Source organism: Abyssisolibacter sp. ZYX002, from assembly GCF_056892235.1.
In genome coordinates this window covers 1261549-1276536 of record NZ_JARMXH010000001.1, presented here as the reverse complement: position 1 = coordinate 1276536, position 14988 = coordinate 1261549, and the positions used below count along the sequence as shown (strand labels likewise).

Annotated in this window: 18 protein-coding genes; 12 read left to right on the top strand and 6 right to left on the bottom strand. The window is 30.1% G+C overall.

What is annotated here, in order from left to right; translation table 11 throughout:
- Nucleotides 1–10 precede the first annotated feature (10 nt).
- Nucleotides 11–139 carry a hypothetical protein gene (locus P3X86_RS05810; protein ID WP_483291687.1) on the top strand — a complete coding sequence of 43 codons (129 nt, stop codon included), beginning with the start codon at nucleotides 11–13 and terminating at the stop codon, nucleotides 137–139.
- Nucleotides 140–194: 55 nt separating this feature from the next.
- Here P3X86_RS05810 and P3X86_RS05805 read toward each other — a convergent pair whose 3' ends face one another.
- Complete coding sequence (locus tag P3X86_RS05805) at nucleotides 195–575, bottom strand: hypothetical protein (RefSeq protein ID WP_483291686.1); 381 nt, start codon at nucleotides 573–575, stop codon at nucleotides 195–197.
- A gap of 171 nt (nucleotides 576–746) precedes the next feature.
- Here P3X86_RS05805 and P3X86_RS05800 point away from each other — a divergent pair, with 171 nt between their 5' ends.
- Nucleotides 747–1628, top strand: a complete 882-nt coding sequence (locus P3X86_RS05800; RefSeq protein WP_483291685.1) for a class I SAM-dependent methyltransferase — start codon at nucleotides 747–749, stop codon at nucleotides 1626–1628.
- Nucleotides 1629–2053: 425 nt separating this feature from the next.
- On the opposite strand, the gene P3X86_RS05795 is transcribed toward P3X86_RS05800, so the two are convergent.
- On the bottom strand, nucleotides 2054–3661 hold the full coding sequence (locus P3X86_RS05795) for a hypothetical protein (protein WP_483291684.1): 1608 nt from the start codon (nucleotides 3659–3661) through the stop codon (nucleotides 2054–2056).
- Complete coding sequence (locus P3X86_RS05790) at nucleotides 3639–4154, bottom strand: RNA polymerase sigma factor (RefSeq protein ID WP_483291683.1); 516 nt, start codon at nucleotides 4152–4154, stop codon at nucleotides 3639–3641. The genes P3X86_RS05795 and P3X86_RS05790 overlap by 23 nt, the downstream gene beginning before the upstream one ends.
- A gap of 260 nt (nucleotides 4155–4414) precedes the next feature.
- On the opposite strand from P3X86_RS05790, the gene P3X86_RS05785 reads away from it, so the two are divergent.
- The 7 genes from P3X86_RS05785 (at nucleotide 4415) to P3X86_RS05755 (ending at nucleotide 10629) form a co-directional block, all read left to right on the top strand.
- Nucleotides 4415–5269 (top strand): ABC transporter ATP-binding protein, encoded by an 855-nt coding sequence (locus tag P3X86_RS05785; RefSeq protein WP_483291682.1) that lies wholly within the window; start codon nucleotides 4415–4417, stop codon nucleotides 5267–5269.
- Between the two features lies 1 nt (nucleotide 5270).
- Complete coding sequence (locus tag P3X86_RS05780) at nucleotides 5271–6383, top strand: ABC transporter permease (protein WP_483291681.1); 1113 nt, start codon at nucleotides 5271–5273, stop codon at nucleotides 6381–6383.
- A gap of 15 nt (nucleotides 6384–6398) precedes the next feature.
- Nucleotides 6399–7403, top strand: coding sequence for an ABC transporter permease (locus tag P3X86_RS05775; RefSeq protein ID WP_483291680.1), 1005 nt, complete (start codon nucleotides 6399–6401; stop codon nucleotides 7401–7403).
- A gap of 21 nt (nucleotides 7404–7424) precedes the next feature.
- Nucleotides 7425–7637: a hypothetical protein gene (locus tag P3X86_RS05770; RefSeq protein WP_483291679.1), complete on the top strand. Its 213-nt coding sequence runs from the start codon at nucleotides 7425–7427 to the stop codon at nucleotides 7635–7637.
- Nucleotides 7638–7939: 302 nt separating this feature from the next.
- Nucleotides 7940–9715, top strand: coding sequence for a helix-turn-helix domain-containing protein (locus tag P3X86_RS05765; protein ID WP_483291678.1), 1776 nt, complete (start codon nucleotides 7940–7942; stop codon nucleotides 9713–9715).
- Nucleotides 9716–9754: 39 nt separating this feature from the next.
- Nucleotides 9755–10135 (top strand): ribosomal maturation YjgA family protein, encoded by a 381-nt coding sequence (locus P3X86_RS05760; RefSeq protein ID WP_483291677.1) that lies wholly within the window; start codon nucleotides 9755–9757, stop codon nucleotides 10133–10135.
- Nucleotides 10136–10137: 2 nt separating this feature from the next.
- Nucleotides 10138–10629 (top strand): NUDIX hydrolase, encoded by a 492-nt coding sequence (locus P3X86_RS05755; RefSeq protein ID WP_483291676.1) that lies wholly within the window; start codon nucleotides 10138–10140, stop codon nucleotides 10627–10629.
- Between the two features lie 212 nt (nucleotides 10630–10841).
- Here the strand turns inward: P3X86_RS05755 and P3X86_RS05750 are convergent, their stop codons facing one another.
- Both P3X86_RS05750 and P3X86_RS05745 read right to left on the bottom strand, forming a co-directional pair.
- Entirely contained in the window at nucleotides 10842–11039 is a 198-nt protein-coding gene (locus P3X86_RS05750) for a transposase (protein WP_483291675.1), read from the bottom strand.
- 1 nt (nucleotide 11040) lies between these two features.
- A complete protein-coding gene (locus tag P3X86_RS05745) occupies nucleotides 11041–11337 on the bottom strand; it encodes a transposase (protein ID WP_483291674.1) in 297 nt (98 codons plus the stop codon).
- A 242-nt stretch (nucleotides 11338–11579) separates the two neighbouring features.
- Between P3X86_RS05745 and P3X86_RS05740 the strand changes: the two genes are divergently transcribed.
- The 3 genes from P3X86_RS05740 to P3X86_RS05730 all read left to right on the top strand — a co-directional run bounded on the left by P3X86_RS05740 (nucleotide 11580) and on the right by P3X86_RS05730 (nucleotide 14042).
- The gene (locus P3X86_RS05740) at nucleotides 11580–12359 is read left to right on the top strand and encodes a hypothetical protein (protein ID WP_483291673.1); all 780 of its coding nucleotides are present in this window, start codon (nucleotides 11580–11582) and stop codon (nucleotides 12357–12359) included.
- Between the two features lie 21 nt (nucleotides 12360–12380).
- A complete protein-coding gene (locus tag P3X86_RS05735; protein ID WP_483291672.1) occupies nucleotides 12381–13160 on the top strand; it encodes a hypothetical protein in 780 nt (259 codons plus the stop codon).
- 75 nt (nucleotides 13161–13235) lie between these two features.
- Nucleotides 13236–14042, top strand: coding sequence for an ETX/MTX2 family pore-forming toxin (locus P3X86_RS05730; protein WP_483291671.1), 807 nt, complete (start codon nucleotides 13236–13238; stop codon nucleotides 14040–14042).
- Between the two features lie 66 nt (nucleotides 14043–14108).
- On the opposite strand, the gene P3X86_RS05725 is transcribed toward P3X86_RS05730, so the two are convergent.
- A complete protein-coding gene (locus P3X86_RS05725; RefSeq protein WP_483291670.1) occupies nucleotides 14109–14930 on the bottom strand; it encodes an alpha/beta fold hydrolase in 822 nt (273 codons plus the stop codon).
- Between the last annotated feature and the right edge of the window lie 58 nt (nucleotides 14931–14988).

Genomic DNA, 14988 nt, shown 5'->3' with positions numbered 1-14988 from the left:
GAGAAAATTGATGAAGAGACTAAATAAAAAGATAAGTTATATTGAAATATTTAGAGTAAACAAATGTGATTGTTCGTGTTATAGTGATGAAATAGACGTTATCAATAATTCAATTAGTGATGCAGCTAAGATATCATAAAATACTATAATATAAAGAGGTTGTTAAAAGCTAACAACCTCTATTATATGTTAAGTTAGCTTGCTTTAACAAATGCATTCAACGAATATGTACGTCCGTTAACTACAAATTTAGCATAACCAGTGGCTTGAACTAATCCAACTATAGGTGGACTATCAAAACCTACACTATGCATAGGTGTATAATCACGAGTAGAAGACTTAATAACTTTATCAGCAAATAAAAATTCACCTACAGCTCTAACAGATATAGAATCAATTCTTTCACTTGCTATAGCTTCTACATGAACTGTATTATTTACAGCAACGACTCTAAGTTTACAATGAACTCCATCAAAAGTTCTTTCTACAGTCTTTGTGTAAGCTAAACAATTGCTACTACAGCCTATGATTAATAAAAAAGCCAATGATAGTATTAATATTTTTTTTAGATTCATAAAGCACCCTCCTTTGTTTTAATGTATGAAATATATATTATAATATACTCTTCTACATTTATACATATATTCCTTTATTTATTTTAAAATTAGAATTAAAATGTACTAAAATAAATGAATATGTGAATATATGATATAATTAACGTAAAAAGCTGACAAGGAGAGGATAGCATGTATAAGTCTATATTAGAGGATTTGGTTTGCGCTAAATGTAAAAGTGAGCTAAGCCTAGAGATATTAGAGCAAGAACAGGATGAGATTATAGAAGGTAAATTAATCTGTAAAGATAATCATACTTGGATAATAAAAGATGGTGTAATTAATTTTGAATCACAGGAACAAGAAATAGTTAATAATTGGAGTGAACATTATAAAAACATTAACTATGACGAGTTAGATAAAATGGTTAAAGAGGCAACGCCAGATAATCAGCTTGAGGGATATAACATATCCAAACAAGTTTTATTAGAAAAGATAAAATGTAAAAATGCAAAAAATATCATTGATATAGGAACTGGTAGAGGAATGTTATTGACCTATATAGCTAAAAATATTACTGATGAAATAAGTTTAGTATGTGTAGATTTAAGCTATGAAGTTTTAAAATATGATAGATTGAAAGTCAAAAAAATAAATCCAAAAATAAAAGTTAACTACATAGCCTGTGATGCGGCTAGGTTACCATTTAAAGAGAATAGTTTTGATTTATCCGTATCATTTTTTGGCATTATCAATATGGGAGAAATAGCAAAAAAAGGTGTTGAAGAAGCAGTACGTGTATCAAAAGAAGGTTTAATCAATGCAGTAATGGTTATAAAAGATGACAATCCTAAAGTAGAGACAATTAATAAATATTTGCAAGATGATGGTATTGATGGGAAGATAGATAATATTATAGAGACAAATTGCTTTAAGCTTCACCAGGTAGACGGAAAATACAATGTTACTAAAGAGTTGACATATGAAAGTGTAGCGCTTCCAAGTAAATATGATTATGTACCTATTGAAGGTGAATGGTTTGGGATTAATGTATATGACTGCAAGGAAAAATAAAAGGAGATGTCTCAAAGAGACATCCCGTCAGACTGTAGAAAAAAGCCCAATTTCTACGTTGTAGTTAAAATTTACGTTGCTCACTTACCTCTAAGTAAGCTCTGCTACTCAATTTTAACACGCCCCCGAATTGAACTCTTACTACAGTCTGCTATCTTGATGACTTTGTCATCAATTTAAGGAGATGTCTTAAAAAGACATCCCGTCAGACTGTAGAAAAAAGCCCAATTTCTACGTTGTAGTTAAAATTTCCGTTGCTCACTTACCTCTAAGTAAGCTCTGCTACTCAATTTTAACACGCCTTGAAATTGAACTCTTACTACAGTCTGCTATCTTGATGACTTTGTCATCAATCTAAGGAGATGTCTTAAAAAGACATCTCCTTTAGGGATTAAATCAGGTATAATTTATAAAACTAAATACAATTATTTATCAGAGTAGTTTGATATAACTTTCATAATATTATCAGTATGTTTATTTGGCATATCACCAAGCATTAATAGTGAAGCAAGGTATTTCTTATTGTTCTTGTTATAAATGGTAAATAACCAATCATCATCTATTACATATTTATGACCGTTGTAGTCATATTCTTCTATAACTCTACCATCTAAAAAGCTGAGATTATCACATTCTTGGAATCCTAGATGAGTCCATTTATTTATTTCATTATCATAAAAACTTAACCTTACAAGTCCTATCATATCAAGACGAGGTGTTTCTAAATAGAAGTAGTCAAGACCTTTATCTTTAGCATCATTATATAGATATTCTAAGTATGCATCTTTATCTAAATTCATATCATTTTCATATATTTTTTCAGAGTCGTGTAAATACGTTATAGTTGCATTTTTAAACTTGTAGTTATTATAAAGAGTATCTGTTAAGAACTCAGTAGGAATAGGTATACCTACATCTGGTAGTTTATCAAGACCAAAGAACTTATCACCTGTATTAGCCATGATAGAATTTTCAGGATCAAATTTGTCCATACCTTTAAAGCAGTAAACTTTAGCAACTTTATCTTTAGGTAACTTAGCTTCAACTTCATCGCGAGCATCAAGTAGATTTAAGAAATCATCGTTAGCAATAACTTCTGAAAATTTAGTTATAGCTTTCATAAATTTGTTTGTTTGCTCATTTGGTTTATCAGTAAATATCCATATATTTACAGTGTATAGTTGTTTGTTTTTGTAAAATGAAGTATAAAGGTTATTATTTCCTAAGATATACTCGTGGCCATTATACTCATATTTTTTATAAGAAGAATCTTGTTCTTCACAAACAAAAGAACGACCTTTTTTTATATAAACATGATTCCATTTATTAATATCGCTGTTATGGTAACTGATACTGATATTATGTACAGTATCAGCTTTTTTAGTATCTACGTAAAAATAGTCTTGGTTTTTATTTTTTGCTTCATCATAAAGATATTTTAAGTATTGATCTGAATTTAGACCCATGTCATTAGCATACAGTTCAGAGTGTTCAAAATCATAGTTTATAGATACACTTTTAAACTTAAAATTGTCATAGAGTATTTCAGATAATAAACCATCAGGTATTGGGATATCAATATCTGGAATTTCATCAAATTTGTAATGTTTATCATGAGAGTTTGCAAGTCTACTATAGTTTTGGTTAAATTCACCTTTGCAAGAGTAAATTATTGCAACTCTATCTTTAGGTAGTTTGGCCTCAACCTCTTCTTGAGCTTTATCTAAACTTTTGATTATAAAAGGAGGTCTTTTATCGCTAAGGTCTTTTGCGGTGCTTACTTGAACTATAGTTTTACCTTCTTTATCATGCAACTGTGCTTTTATAGTACCAAAGAAATCAGTAGCGATAGCAACTGATGCTAGTAGTATAGTAGATGATACAGCCGCAACTAAAGCTACTCTTTTCATTAAGTGAGAAGGTCGCTTGCGTATTGATACTTTATTTAATATTTTGCTTTTTTGATCTTGATATGGTACACTTTCATTTTTCAAATCATTTATTATATCATCAAACGTATAATGTTTTTTCACTTTGAACATCTCCTTTTAATAATTTATTTCTGACCTTTATTTGAACACGGTTATATTGTTTACGAATAGTGTTTTCATTTTTATCAAGTATTTCGCTAATTTCTTTATAGCTTAGCTCTTGAACTGCTCTTAAAAGCAGGACACTCTTTTCATAAGGAGAAAGATTGCACAAAATCATTTCTATTTCTTGACTACATATATCTTCCATCATATTATCTTCGACTGATGGTTCATATGTTTTCTTATGAAATTTAACAATGTTCAATTTCTCAAGCTTTTTCCTACGGAGGAGGTCGATACATTTGCTATGAGCTATGCTATATAGGTAGCTTTTATTATATTCTTTTTTGTTTTTAGAAAGCTGATAATATTTTATAAACACTTCTTGAACAATATCTTCGGCAGTTTCCTTGCATCTTACCATTTGATAACAATATCTATAAAGTTTATGTTGATATTCATCAATAATATACTCTAGTTCTTGTCTGTCCAATATTTACCACACTCCTTTATATAGTATTAGACGCCTAATGAATGATTTGATATCAAAGCTTACATATATATAACGATTAAACAACATGGTTTGTGACGTATATTTACCTTTTTATAAAATTATATCAGATTAAATGTAATATAAAGTAATGATACCAAATAAAATAAAACAAGAAAAACATTGACTAAAGTGGTCAATGAACATATAATGTAATATATAGATTGACCCGAGTGGTCAAGATTTATAAAGGAGGGGTTAAAATGATAAAGGTTAAAAATTTGTATCACTCTTATAATAAAGATGGTAAATATCAAGTCAATAATGCAAGTTTTGAGGTTGAAAAAGGAGAAGTGTTTGGTTTTCTGGGGCCTTCAGGAGCAGGGAAATCAACTACACAGGGAGTGCTAACTGGTCTTTTACAGCTACAGAAGGGAGAAGTATCAGTAGCAGGATATGATATGAAAAAAGTATCCAATAAGATGTTCAATAAAATAGGCATGTCATTTGAGCAATCAAATGTTTATAGTAAGCTTACAGCTAGAGAAAATCTAAAATTTTATAGTAAATTATTTGATGTACCGACTAGAAAGCCTAGAGAGCTATTAGAGTTAGTAGGTCTAGATGGAAAAGAAAATATTAAAGCAGGCCAATTTTCAAAAGGCATGAAACATAGATTGACATTTGCAAGATCTATGATAAATAATCCAGAGTTATGGTTTTTAGATGAACCTACGACTGGGTTAGATCCAGCTATTGCATCCAATATAAAGGATATAATAAGAAAGGAAAATAGAAAAGGAGTAACTATATTTCTAACTACACACAACATGTTTATTGCAGATGAATTATGCGATAGAGTAGCATTTATAATAGATGGAGAAATAAAGCTGATAGATTCACCAAGGAATTTAAAATTGCAATATGGAGATAAGCTTGTAGAGGTTGAATACATTAAAAACAATGTAGTGATTAAAGAAAAATTTTCAACAGTGTTAAACGAAGAAAAATTAAGGTTACAATCAGTAATAGAAAACTATGAAATAGAAACAATGCATACTAAGGAGGCGACGTTAGAAGAGATATTTATAAAAGTTACTGGAAGGGAGCTTGTATAATATGAAATTTTTGAGTAGCTTTATTAAAGAGATAGTATTAGCTTCTAGAAGTTTTTATTTTTATATTGAAATAGGAATGGCGATTGTACTATTATTGATAATGCTATTTGTAGTACCAGATAGCTTTGATAATAGGAGCACAGAGTATATATATTATGACTTACCTAAAGAATTAGTCGATACAATAAAAAGCGATATGTTAAAACAGGACTTAGACCATAAAAGTGAAGAAATAAACATGGATATAGAAGACAGAGAAGTATCAGTTTCTTACTACAAAACAGACAACAAGAAGTATTATATTGTTAATACTAATAAACAGGATTTAATAGATATAGCGAAGGATAAGAAAAAATTAGGCATAGTAATGAAACTGAATGAGAAAAAAGAGATGATATATGATTATTTTTTGCAAGGATATGAGACAGACAGATTAAAAAATATATATAAATTGGTTCATGCTAAAAGTAGTGTAGACTCACTTGAGCAAAGTATAAAAAATCAAGAGGTAGTTACAACAGGAAACTATGATAAATTGTCAGATAGAGAAAATTCTTTACCTCCAATGCTTGCGATAAATTGCGGGCTGATGGGAATCTTTATTATAGCAGCCTATGTGTTTTTAGATAAGAAGGAAGGCACTATAAGGGCATTTGCAGTATCACCTTGCCCAATATATCAATATTTGCTTAGTAAAACAGGGATTATAACTATTACAGGTATAGTGAGTAGCTTAATAATACTAATTCCATTGATGGGAAGTACACCAAACTACCTTATGCTAATAGTACTATTAGTGGCAACGGGTTTCTTCTCTTCATCAATAGGATTATTAATAGCTAGTTTTTTCAAAGACGTAATTGAGTCAATGGGTACTATAGTCGTAGTTTTAATTACTTTTGTGTTACCAGTTATTGGATACTATATACCTTCATGGAATCCACAGTGGCTTAGTTATATACCATCATATCAAATAATACAGAGTATTAAAGAGATTATTTTGCAAAATGGAGATATGAGCTATGTAGCATTATCATCATTACGAGTGGTAGCTATAGGTATAGTAGTGTTTATAATTGCAAACTTAAGATATAAAAAAATACTATCAGTTTAGCAGGAGGTGACTAGTATGTTAAAAAAGATATTTCAGATATTTAAGCGTGATGTTAAGGTTAATTCTAGAGAATTTATATCACTATATATCATACTCTTTCCGATAATATTGGCAATAGGTATAAATCTATTTGCACCTGATATAAACGATACAACCATAAGTTTAGCATTACTTGAAAACGATAATAAACAAATTGATTACCTAAAAGATTATGCAAATATAGAATTATACAAAAATACAGATGAGATTGAAAAAAGAGTTAATAGGAGAGATGCTGTGATAGGCATAGCTTTAAAAGATAATGGAGAATATTATATTTTATCTCAAGGAAACGAACCTACGTATGTAGTTGAAATGGCAAAATTACTAAAATCCTTTTACGAATTAGATTTAAAAGTTGAAGATACTAATGTAACATTGCACAGCTTTGAGAGAACAGTTCCTCCTCTCAAAAAAATGTTAGTCAACTGCTCAATATTAATGATATCTGTATTAGGAGGAATGTTGATTACAATAAATCTAGTAGAAGAAAAGGCTGATAATACTATTAGTGCAATAATAGTAAGTCCAATATCAAGAATAGCATATATACTTGGAAAGTGTATTATAGGTGTATTGTTAGCTGTAATAGGATCGATTTTGCTAATAATATTGACTGGATTTACAGATGTGAATTTTCCTCAATCCATATTGGCTGTTTTTAGCTGTACTCTCATAAGTGTTATAATCGGATTTTTACAAGGGATAAGCAGTGACGATGTTATGGAAGCTATTGCAGGAATAAAAATGATGTTTTTACCAATGGCAGGGGCGATAGCAGCAATACAGCTATTAAGTGATAAATGGCAAAGAGTAGTTTACTGGATTCCTTTTTACTGGACATTTAAAGGAAATGATGCAATACTATCAAAAACAGCAACATGGCCACAAATATTAACTTATACATCTATAGTATTGGGTATAACACTAGCGGTATTTTTATTGTTTATGCCAAAAATAAGAAAAGGGTTAGAAAAATAAAATATATAGAGGAGTGATACAATGAATGGTTGGGCGTTATTAGGATTAGTATTTATTATTTATTCTGTTTTCATATTATTTGTAAGCATAAAAAAACCTACATCAATATGGGAAATGAAAAAAATACAAGGTTTTAAAAAGATGTTTGGTGAAAATGGTACGGTAGTGTTTTTTATAATATGGGGATTAATAATAGGTAGCTTAGGAGTGTGGATGCTGGTAACTAAGGTATAATGTAAGTAAATACAAATAAAAAAAGATGGTTCAAATTGCTTAGAATCATCTTTTTTATTTGCTTAGTCAAAAAATTCAATACTTACTGAAGTAGAAAAACAACTAATTAAAAGAAATGATAAACCAAACTCACAGACACAATTTTAAAATTACAAAAACAAGAATAAACATATATAGTCTTTTATATATTCAAAGATTTAACCAATAGTTAAAATTTGAGTAGTAAGCTTAACTATTGATACATAGTTCTCAGCAATACAGGATGGTAACATTATAGTATAATAATATAAGGAGGTAATATAATGTTTAATACAGGGGAAGTTGGCAAACAGATTGCACTATTACGTAAAGAGAAAAAATACACCCAAGAAAAGCTTGCAGACAAGTTAGGAATTAGTTGTCAAGCTATAAGTAAATGGGAGAATGGACACTCACTACCAGAAGTTTCATTATTACCATTACTTGCAAAAACATTGGATTGTACTATAGATACTATTTTGATACCATCAAGATTACAAATTTTAGAGGCAAAATATACAGATGGTTATAGAGAATTAAATGTAACACAAAGATTAAATAGATTAGTGCAAGATGGAAATCTTTCATTAACTGTGTGTAGTGAAATGATATTAAAAGTAGATAATGATAGAGTATGGTATTTATTAATAAAATACAAGAATGCTACTGGTGTATATTATGCATATAGTAAGCAAGGAAGCCATATTCATATTAAAGAAGAACAAGAAGGCTTAAATATTGAAAAAAGGAATCTAAAGATAATAGATGCTTATTATGGAAACAAAGAAGCTATGAGTAATGTTAACGATATAATAAAGCAGCTTAAATTCTTGAATTATACAAAGATCTATGTGAATCATGAAACATTTCCAAGTAATCCATCGACATCTGACAGAGAATATTTATCTATAATCTATATGAACGAAGAAGGCATACAGATAATAGTTTGTGAAGAAAATCAGACTATTGAATATTCATCAGATATGAAAAATCTAAATAAAGTATCAGAGAACAAGAAAATCATAAAGGGAATAGAGCCATTAGATTATGAAAGAAGGATGTATTGTACATGGGCAGGAGCCTTGACGGTATCATTGAGAGCAATGGGAATAGATACCACATACGAGAAAATAATGGGTGTTTCTGGAGCATGTTATAGAGTAGCATGTCATTCAGTATGGGATTATAGCTGGGCAGATGCATTAGTTTCATATGACTATGCTACGCCAGGATATAAAGCATTTGGATATAGACATGCTCATGCACAGAGAGTGCCAAAAGAACATAGAGATGAAGAAAGAAGTTGCATAGTTAAAGATATTGACAAAGGCTTGCCGGTGTTAGCGATTAATTTAAAAGTAGCGCCACAATGGGGAGTTATAACGGGTTATGAACAGAAAGGAAAAAAGTTATTGTGCAGAACTTATTTTGACAAAGATGTTATAGGAGAAAAGTTTTTGGAACAAGATAGATACTTACCAGCTGATAATTGGCCATTTATAATAACCCACTTTGAGGAGAAAATAAAAACTCCATCTGATAAAGAGAACTTTATAAATTCATTAAAAACAATGATTGACAGTAATAATAGTAAAGATAATAGATGCGGATATCTACAAGGATATGATGCTTATAAAAAATGGATAAATGCTTTAGAAAATAGTAATCATTTTATAAATCTAATAAAGAATGATTACGAACAATTCTCTAGAAACTTTGATGTCCATTGCCATTGTATAAAATCATTAGTCGATGCACGAAGATGTGCCTATTTGTATATTAGAGAGTCATCAAAACTATTTGACAATTATTTTGATGATATTATTAATATTGCTAACGTATACAAAAGCATATATAATAAAGCTAATACAATGTTAAAAAAGTTGCCTAGAGAGAAAAAAATTGGTAAAAACATTGCTAAAGTTTGGACTGGAAATCTCCGCTTAGAGCAAGCAAAGATTTTAAAAGAGATTTTGACATTGGAGAAAGAAGCCGAAGAAAAAGCAACTAAATTACTAAAAATCATTGGTAAAGAAAAGTCTGAAAGGATAGAAGAGTAGCCAATATATGCATAAAAACTAAACAAATGAAGGGGTTATATGATTAAATTAAATAAAAGATACTTCATTATATTTATAATATTTTTTATAGTAGAAGTATTAATAGCTGTGTATGTACATGATGGTATAATCAGACCGTTTGTAGGTGATATATTAGTAGTAATATTAATATATTGTTTTGTAAAAGCGTTTGTCAGTGTTAGAACTAAGTTATTACCATTATATATATTTTTATTTGCTAGTACAGTAGAACTACTGCAGTATTTTCAAATAGTGAAACATTTAAATTTGCAAAACAACAGAGTTCTTAGGATTGCAATAGGATCAACCTTTGATAAAAAAGACATTCTATGTTATCTACTAGGCTCTTGTATTTTATTTATATACGAAAGGATACAAATAAATCAAAGGGGGAAATAACAATGATTTTACCAACGCATATAGTAGGAGCAGGGGGATTAGTAATGAATGATGAAGGTAAGATATTACTTGTAAATAATCCACGTAAAGGCTGGGAATATCCAGGTGGGATAGTAGAAGTGGGAGAAACTGTTATACAAGGCGTAAAAAGAGAAATAAAAGAAGAGACAGGAGTAGATGTAGAAGTCGTTAATATGGTAGGAATCTATTCTAATACGAAGAAGAAAAAAGGTTATGGCGGCGTAGAAGTAGTACCTACAATAGTTACTATAGATTTTATATGTAAGTACATATCAGGAGAACTAACTACAAGTGTAGAAAGCAGTGATGTTAAGTGGTTTTCAAAAGAAGAAGCTATAAATATAGTAAGAAAAAAACAACAGTATAGGTTAAGAAAAGCTCTAGATTTTGGAAATGCAATTACTTGCGCTGGATTTATAGTAAATGATGAAGATGAAATAGAGGTACATGAAGAATATGAGTTTGAGAGATAAAATAAAGGAATATAGATATTCCTATGTGTTCAAACTATAGACAAAAGCCAAATATCTGCGCCCGTGTTAAAATTTCCGTTGCTCACTTACCTCTAAGTAAGCTCTGCTACTCAATTTTAATACGCCTTGAAATTGGACATTTACTACAGTTTGCTATCTTGATGACTTAGTCATCAATCTAAACAAAGAAATGGAGATATTTCTTTGTTTTTTTATATAGAAAAATATAAAATTAATGTAAAATAATTAATAAAAAAGGGTGCATCTGTTCTTACTTTGTAGTGTATTGCATCCATTACTACATGTGCATAGGTTGTATCTAATGGTCTGTTTTGCCATCTTTTTATTACTGGCATTATTTTATCTGTTATGCTTGATATCATTGTCGGTGATATTTCTATCCCATACAAGTTATTTTTTTACTATTTGTGGCTCAAATTCTCCTGTTCTATCTCGCGGTACATCTATTTGTAGTTCTCCGTGGATTGACCTAACTTTTTTTGAGCGTTTACTGTTTCTTGTATTTTCTGTATTTTTATTTTTATAGTCATATTTACTATATCCTAATTCATCTTCTATTTCTGCTTCTAGCATTTCTTCTATTAGGTCTTTAAACTGTTCTTTTAATAGCTCTTGTATATTTGTTATGTTGGTTAGCTTTCCTTCTTTCATTAATTTTCTTACTGTTTTTTTGTCTATTAAACTCATAAATGGTGTACCCTCCTATTTGATATTTTTATTATCATTTTAGAAGTTTACACCATTTATTTTACACTGTAGTTTACATCTTATTTCAATAAACTTTTGATTCTTATAGCTCTTGTATAATATTTATCTGGTACTTGAAACATTAATAATTAGATGCTATCCATCAAGATAAGAGCTGTATAGTTACAATAAGCAATAAGGAGACATATCTTATAGTAAGAATATTCATAAAAGAGGTGAATATGTTGGGAATAGACATTCAAATAAATGCTGGGATGGATGCGAAGTCTTCAAGTGTTAAGGCAACAGGAAATATAGTAGATACGGTTTCAGATACAGAAATGAAATCTTTTGGTTTAACTGGTAAGGATTTTTCAAAAGCAATTAATTCTCTAACAAAGCTATTTCCGATGGTTATATCTACTAAAGATGTAAAGAGAGAAGTTGTTGTGAAAAGTGCAGAAATTGTGGATATTACTTCTGAGCCAATCATAGTAAAAACTCAGAAATTTATTAATAACAGTGATGTCTCAGGTACGTTTGATGTTTCAATATCTGACTCTGTAGCAGATAGTGTAACAAATAGCTGGAGTACTACTTCCACGATAACAGTTGGTCAAAAGATTGGATATGGTGTAAAGTTCTTAGGTGGAGGGACAGGTGAGACGTCAATCAGTTATAGCCAATCATGGACGCAAGGGGGGTCACATTCAACCACTATAACAGTTGGCTCGACATCTGGGGTTACTGTTAAATTAGACCCTGGACAGAGTGTATTAGCAACATTATCAGCTAGTAGAGGTAAACTTAATGTAAAGGTAGTCTATAATGCATATATTTACGGAACTTTATATGTAAGAGGAGTTTCAGGAATATCAGCTAAGGTAGATATTCAAGATTTGTTAAATAAAATGAATAAGCAAAATAGTATATTAACAACAGAAAACCTTAGTATAGGTTACTATGGTAATTCAACTATAGAGCTTAAAAAAGGTGGGGAAACAAAGCTTTATCATGTATAAATTTTATAGGAGGAAATTTTTATGGGAATAGATATTCAGATTAATGCTGGGATGGATGCGCAATCATCAAGTGTTAAGGCAACGGGATATACAGTAGAATCAATTTCAGATACCGAAATTAAATCATTTGGGTTAACGGGTAAAGACTTTACAAACGCTTTTTTAAAAAAATATAAGACACTTCCTATGGTTATAGCGTCAAAAAAAGATGCAAAAAGGGAAGTTGTGGTAAAAAGCGCAGAAATCGTGGATATTACTTCCGAGCCTATTATAGTAAAAACTCAGAAATTTATTAACAACAGTGATGTATCAGGTACGTTTGATGTTTCAATATCTGACTCTGTAACAGATGATGTAACAAATAGCTGGAGTACTACTTCTACGCTAACAGTAGGTCAAAAAATTGGATATGGTATAAAGTTTTTAGGAGGAGGAACAGGAGAGACATCAATAAGTTATAGCCAGTCATGGACACAATCAGGTTCACATTCAACAAAAATAACCGTAGGCTCAACATCTGGAGTTACTGTTGTTTTAGATCCTGGACAGAGTGTGTTAGCAACATTATCAGCTAGTAGAGGTAAGCTTAACGTAAAAGTAGTCTACAATGCATATATTTATGGAACATTATTAGTATCAACAGTAGGAGGATGGTTAGTTAAAGTCGATGTTCAAGAGTTTTTAAAGACACTGAATAAACCAAATAGCATTTTAACGACAGAAAACCTTAGTGTAGGTTATTATGGTGATTCAACTATAGAGCTTAAAAAAGGAGATGAAACTAAGGTTTATTATGTTTAAAACTCTGTAGTTGTGAATCTTCCCTTCTATACATTAGATAAAATTATAGTAAGAATATTCATAAAAGAGGTGAATATGTTGGGAATAGATATTCAAGTAAATGCTGGGATGGATGCGAAGTCTTCAAGTGTTAAAGCAACGGGTTATATAGTGGATACGATTTCAGATACTGAATTAAAAGCATTTGGAATACTTGGTAGTAAGTTTAGTAGTAGTTTTAAAAATTATTTTGAAAAAAAATACAAAGCACTTCCTGCATATATAGCTGATAAAAGCCATGCAAAAAGAGAACTTGTTGTAAAAAGTGCAGAAATTGTAGATATTACTTCTGAGCCTGTTATAGTAAAAACTCAGAGATTCATTAATAATAGTGATGTGTCAGGATTGTTTGATGTTTCAATTCATGATGAAGTATCAGATACCGTTGAAAACAGTTGGAGCATTACCTCAACAATAACAGTAGGTCAAAAAATTGGTTATGGCATAAAGTTCTTAGGTGGAGGAACAGGTGAGACATCGATATCCTATAGTCAATCATGGACACAGGCAGGATCTCATTCCACAAAAATAACAGTAGGTTCAACATCTGGAGTTAGGGTTAATTTAGATCCTGGTCAAAGTGTGTTAGCGAAATTATCAGCTAGTAGAGGTAAACTTAATGTAAAAATAACCTATAATGCATATATTTATGGATATATACAAGTAGGCGTGATTGGTGGCATATCACCGATGCCTTTTGTAAAAGTAGATCTTCAAGATGCATTAAAAGCAATGAATAAAGAAAATAGTGTTTTAACAACAGAAACTCTTAGTGTTGGCTACTATGGTGACTCGACTATAGAACTTGATAAAGGTGATGAAACTAAGTTTTATTTTGTATAAATTAATAAATAGATTAAAAAAGGGGAGGTGTGATTATACCATCCCCTTTAATGCTGTTATACTTATTTATACAATATTTATTTGTTTAATAGATGTTTTGGTATTATCTATCTCATTGATATATTTAATAACTATATCATTAAATTCCTGTGCTTTATCAAATATAAAGATATGACCCGAATCCTTGAATGTTATAAACTTGCAATTTTTATACTTTTTGCAGAGCTTTACAGCATCGTTATAGAAGCAAAAATCTTTTCTACCTGCTATAATTAATGCAGGTATTTCAGAATGAGGAATATAATCATAATGATTCCCTTGTAAAACAATTTTCCACCATTTCGCAAATTCAAGGTCATCCATTTTTTTTGATTCCCTAATAAAGAATTCTCTAGATTTTTTATGCTTTTTACCAGGTAACATTAGTTTAGATATTAATCTACAATAAGTGTCTTTAGAGAAAATTTTCAGAAATATTTTATCAACAAAATTGTTATAAATAGTGGTGAATAGATTAGATTTTGTTAATGGGCTAGTATAAATTAAGGAAAATACTCGTTCGGGGAATAGTGCAGCAAAATACTGTTCAACTATTGCACCTAAAGAAATTCCAAGAAAATGTGCTTTGTCAATATTAAGTTTGTCCATAATCATCCTAACTTGATTAGCCATTAAGGAACCACTATAAAGTTTGGTATCAAGACTAGGTGATTTACCATGACCATTTAAATCCAAATTAAGAACAGAGAAGTGCTTGTTAAAACTGTCAATTTGAGCCTTCCAACTCTTTGTAGAACCTGATAATCCATGTAATAAAATTAACCAAGGACCATCCTTATTACCTGTGATTTCATAATTTAAGATACTTTCACTAATTGTTTTTTTCATAAGTTAGCCTCCTTTGTAGTTTAATATTTTTTGATAATATAAATTGTCAATGACTCTG

Bases quoted from the DNA above. Each gene is read 5' to 3' on its own strand.
- P3X86_RS05810 (WP_483291687.1), top strand. From the start codon at position 11: ATGAAGAGACTAAATAAAAAGATAAGTTATATTGAAATATTTAGAGTA.
- P3X86_RS05805 (WP_483291686.1), bottom strand. From the start codon at position 575: ATGAATCTAAAAAAAATATTAATACTATCATTGGCTTTTTTATTAATC.
- P3X86_RS05800 (WP_483291685.1), top strand. From the start codon at position 747: ATGTATAAGTCTATATTAGAGGATTTGGTTTGCGCTAAATGTAAAAGT.
- P3X86_RS05785 (WP_483291682.1), top strand. From the start codon at position 4,415: ATGATAAAGGTTAAAAATTTGTATCACTCTTATAATAAAGATGGTAAA.
- P3X86_RS05780 (WP_483291681.1), top strand. From the start codon at position 5,271: ATGAAATTTTTGAGTAGCTTTATTAAAGAGATAGTATTAGCTTCTAGA.
- P3X86_RS05775 (WP_483291680.1), top strand. From the start codon at position 6,399: ATGTTAAAAAAGATATTTCAGATATTTAAGCGTGATGTTAAGGTTAAT.
- P3X86_RS05770 (WP_483291679.1), top strand. From the start codon at position 7,425: ATGAATGGTTGGGCGTTATTAGGATTAGTATTTATTATTTATTCTGTT.
- P3X86_RS05765 (WP_483291678.1), top strand. From the start codon at position 7,940: ATGTTTAATACAGGGGAAGTTGGCAAACAGATTGCACTATTACGTAAA.
- P3X86_RS05760 (WP_483291677.1), top strand. From the start codon at position 9,755: ATGATTAAATTAAATAAAAGATACTTCATTATATTTATAATATTTTTT.
- P3X86_RS05755 (WP_483291676.1), top strand. From the start codon at position 10,138: ATGATTTTACCAACGCATATAGTAGGAGCAGGGGGATTAGTAATGAAT.
- P3X86_RS05745 (WP_483291674.1), bottom strand. From the start codon at position 11,337: ATGAGTTTAATAGACAAAAAAACAGTAAGAAAATTAATGAAAGAAGGA.
- P3X86_RS05740 (WP_483291673.1), top strand. From the start codon at position 11,580: ATGTTGGGAATAGACATTCAAATAAATGCTGGGATGGATGCGAAGTCT.
- P3X86_RS05735 (WP_483291672.1), top strand. From the start codon at position 12,381: ATGGGAATAGATATTCAGATTAATGCTGGGATGGATGCGCAATCATCA.
- P3X86_RS05730 (WP_483291671.1), top strand. From the start codon at position 13,236: ATGTTGGGAATAGATATTCAAGTAAATGCTGGGATGGATGCGAAGTCT.
- P3X86_RS05725 (WP_483291670.1), bottom strand. From the start codon at position 14,930: ATGAAAAAAACAATTAGTGAAAGTATCTTAAATTATGAAATCACAGGT.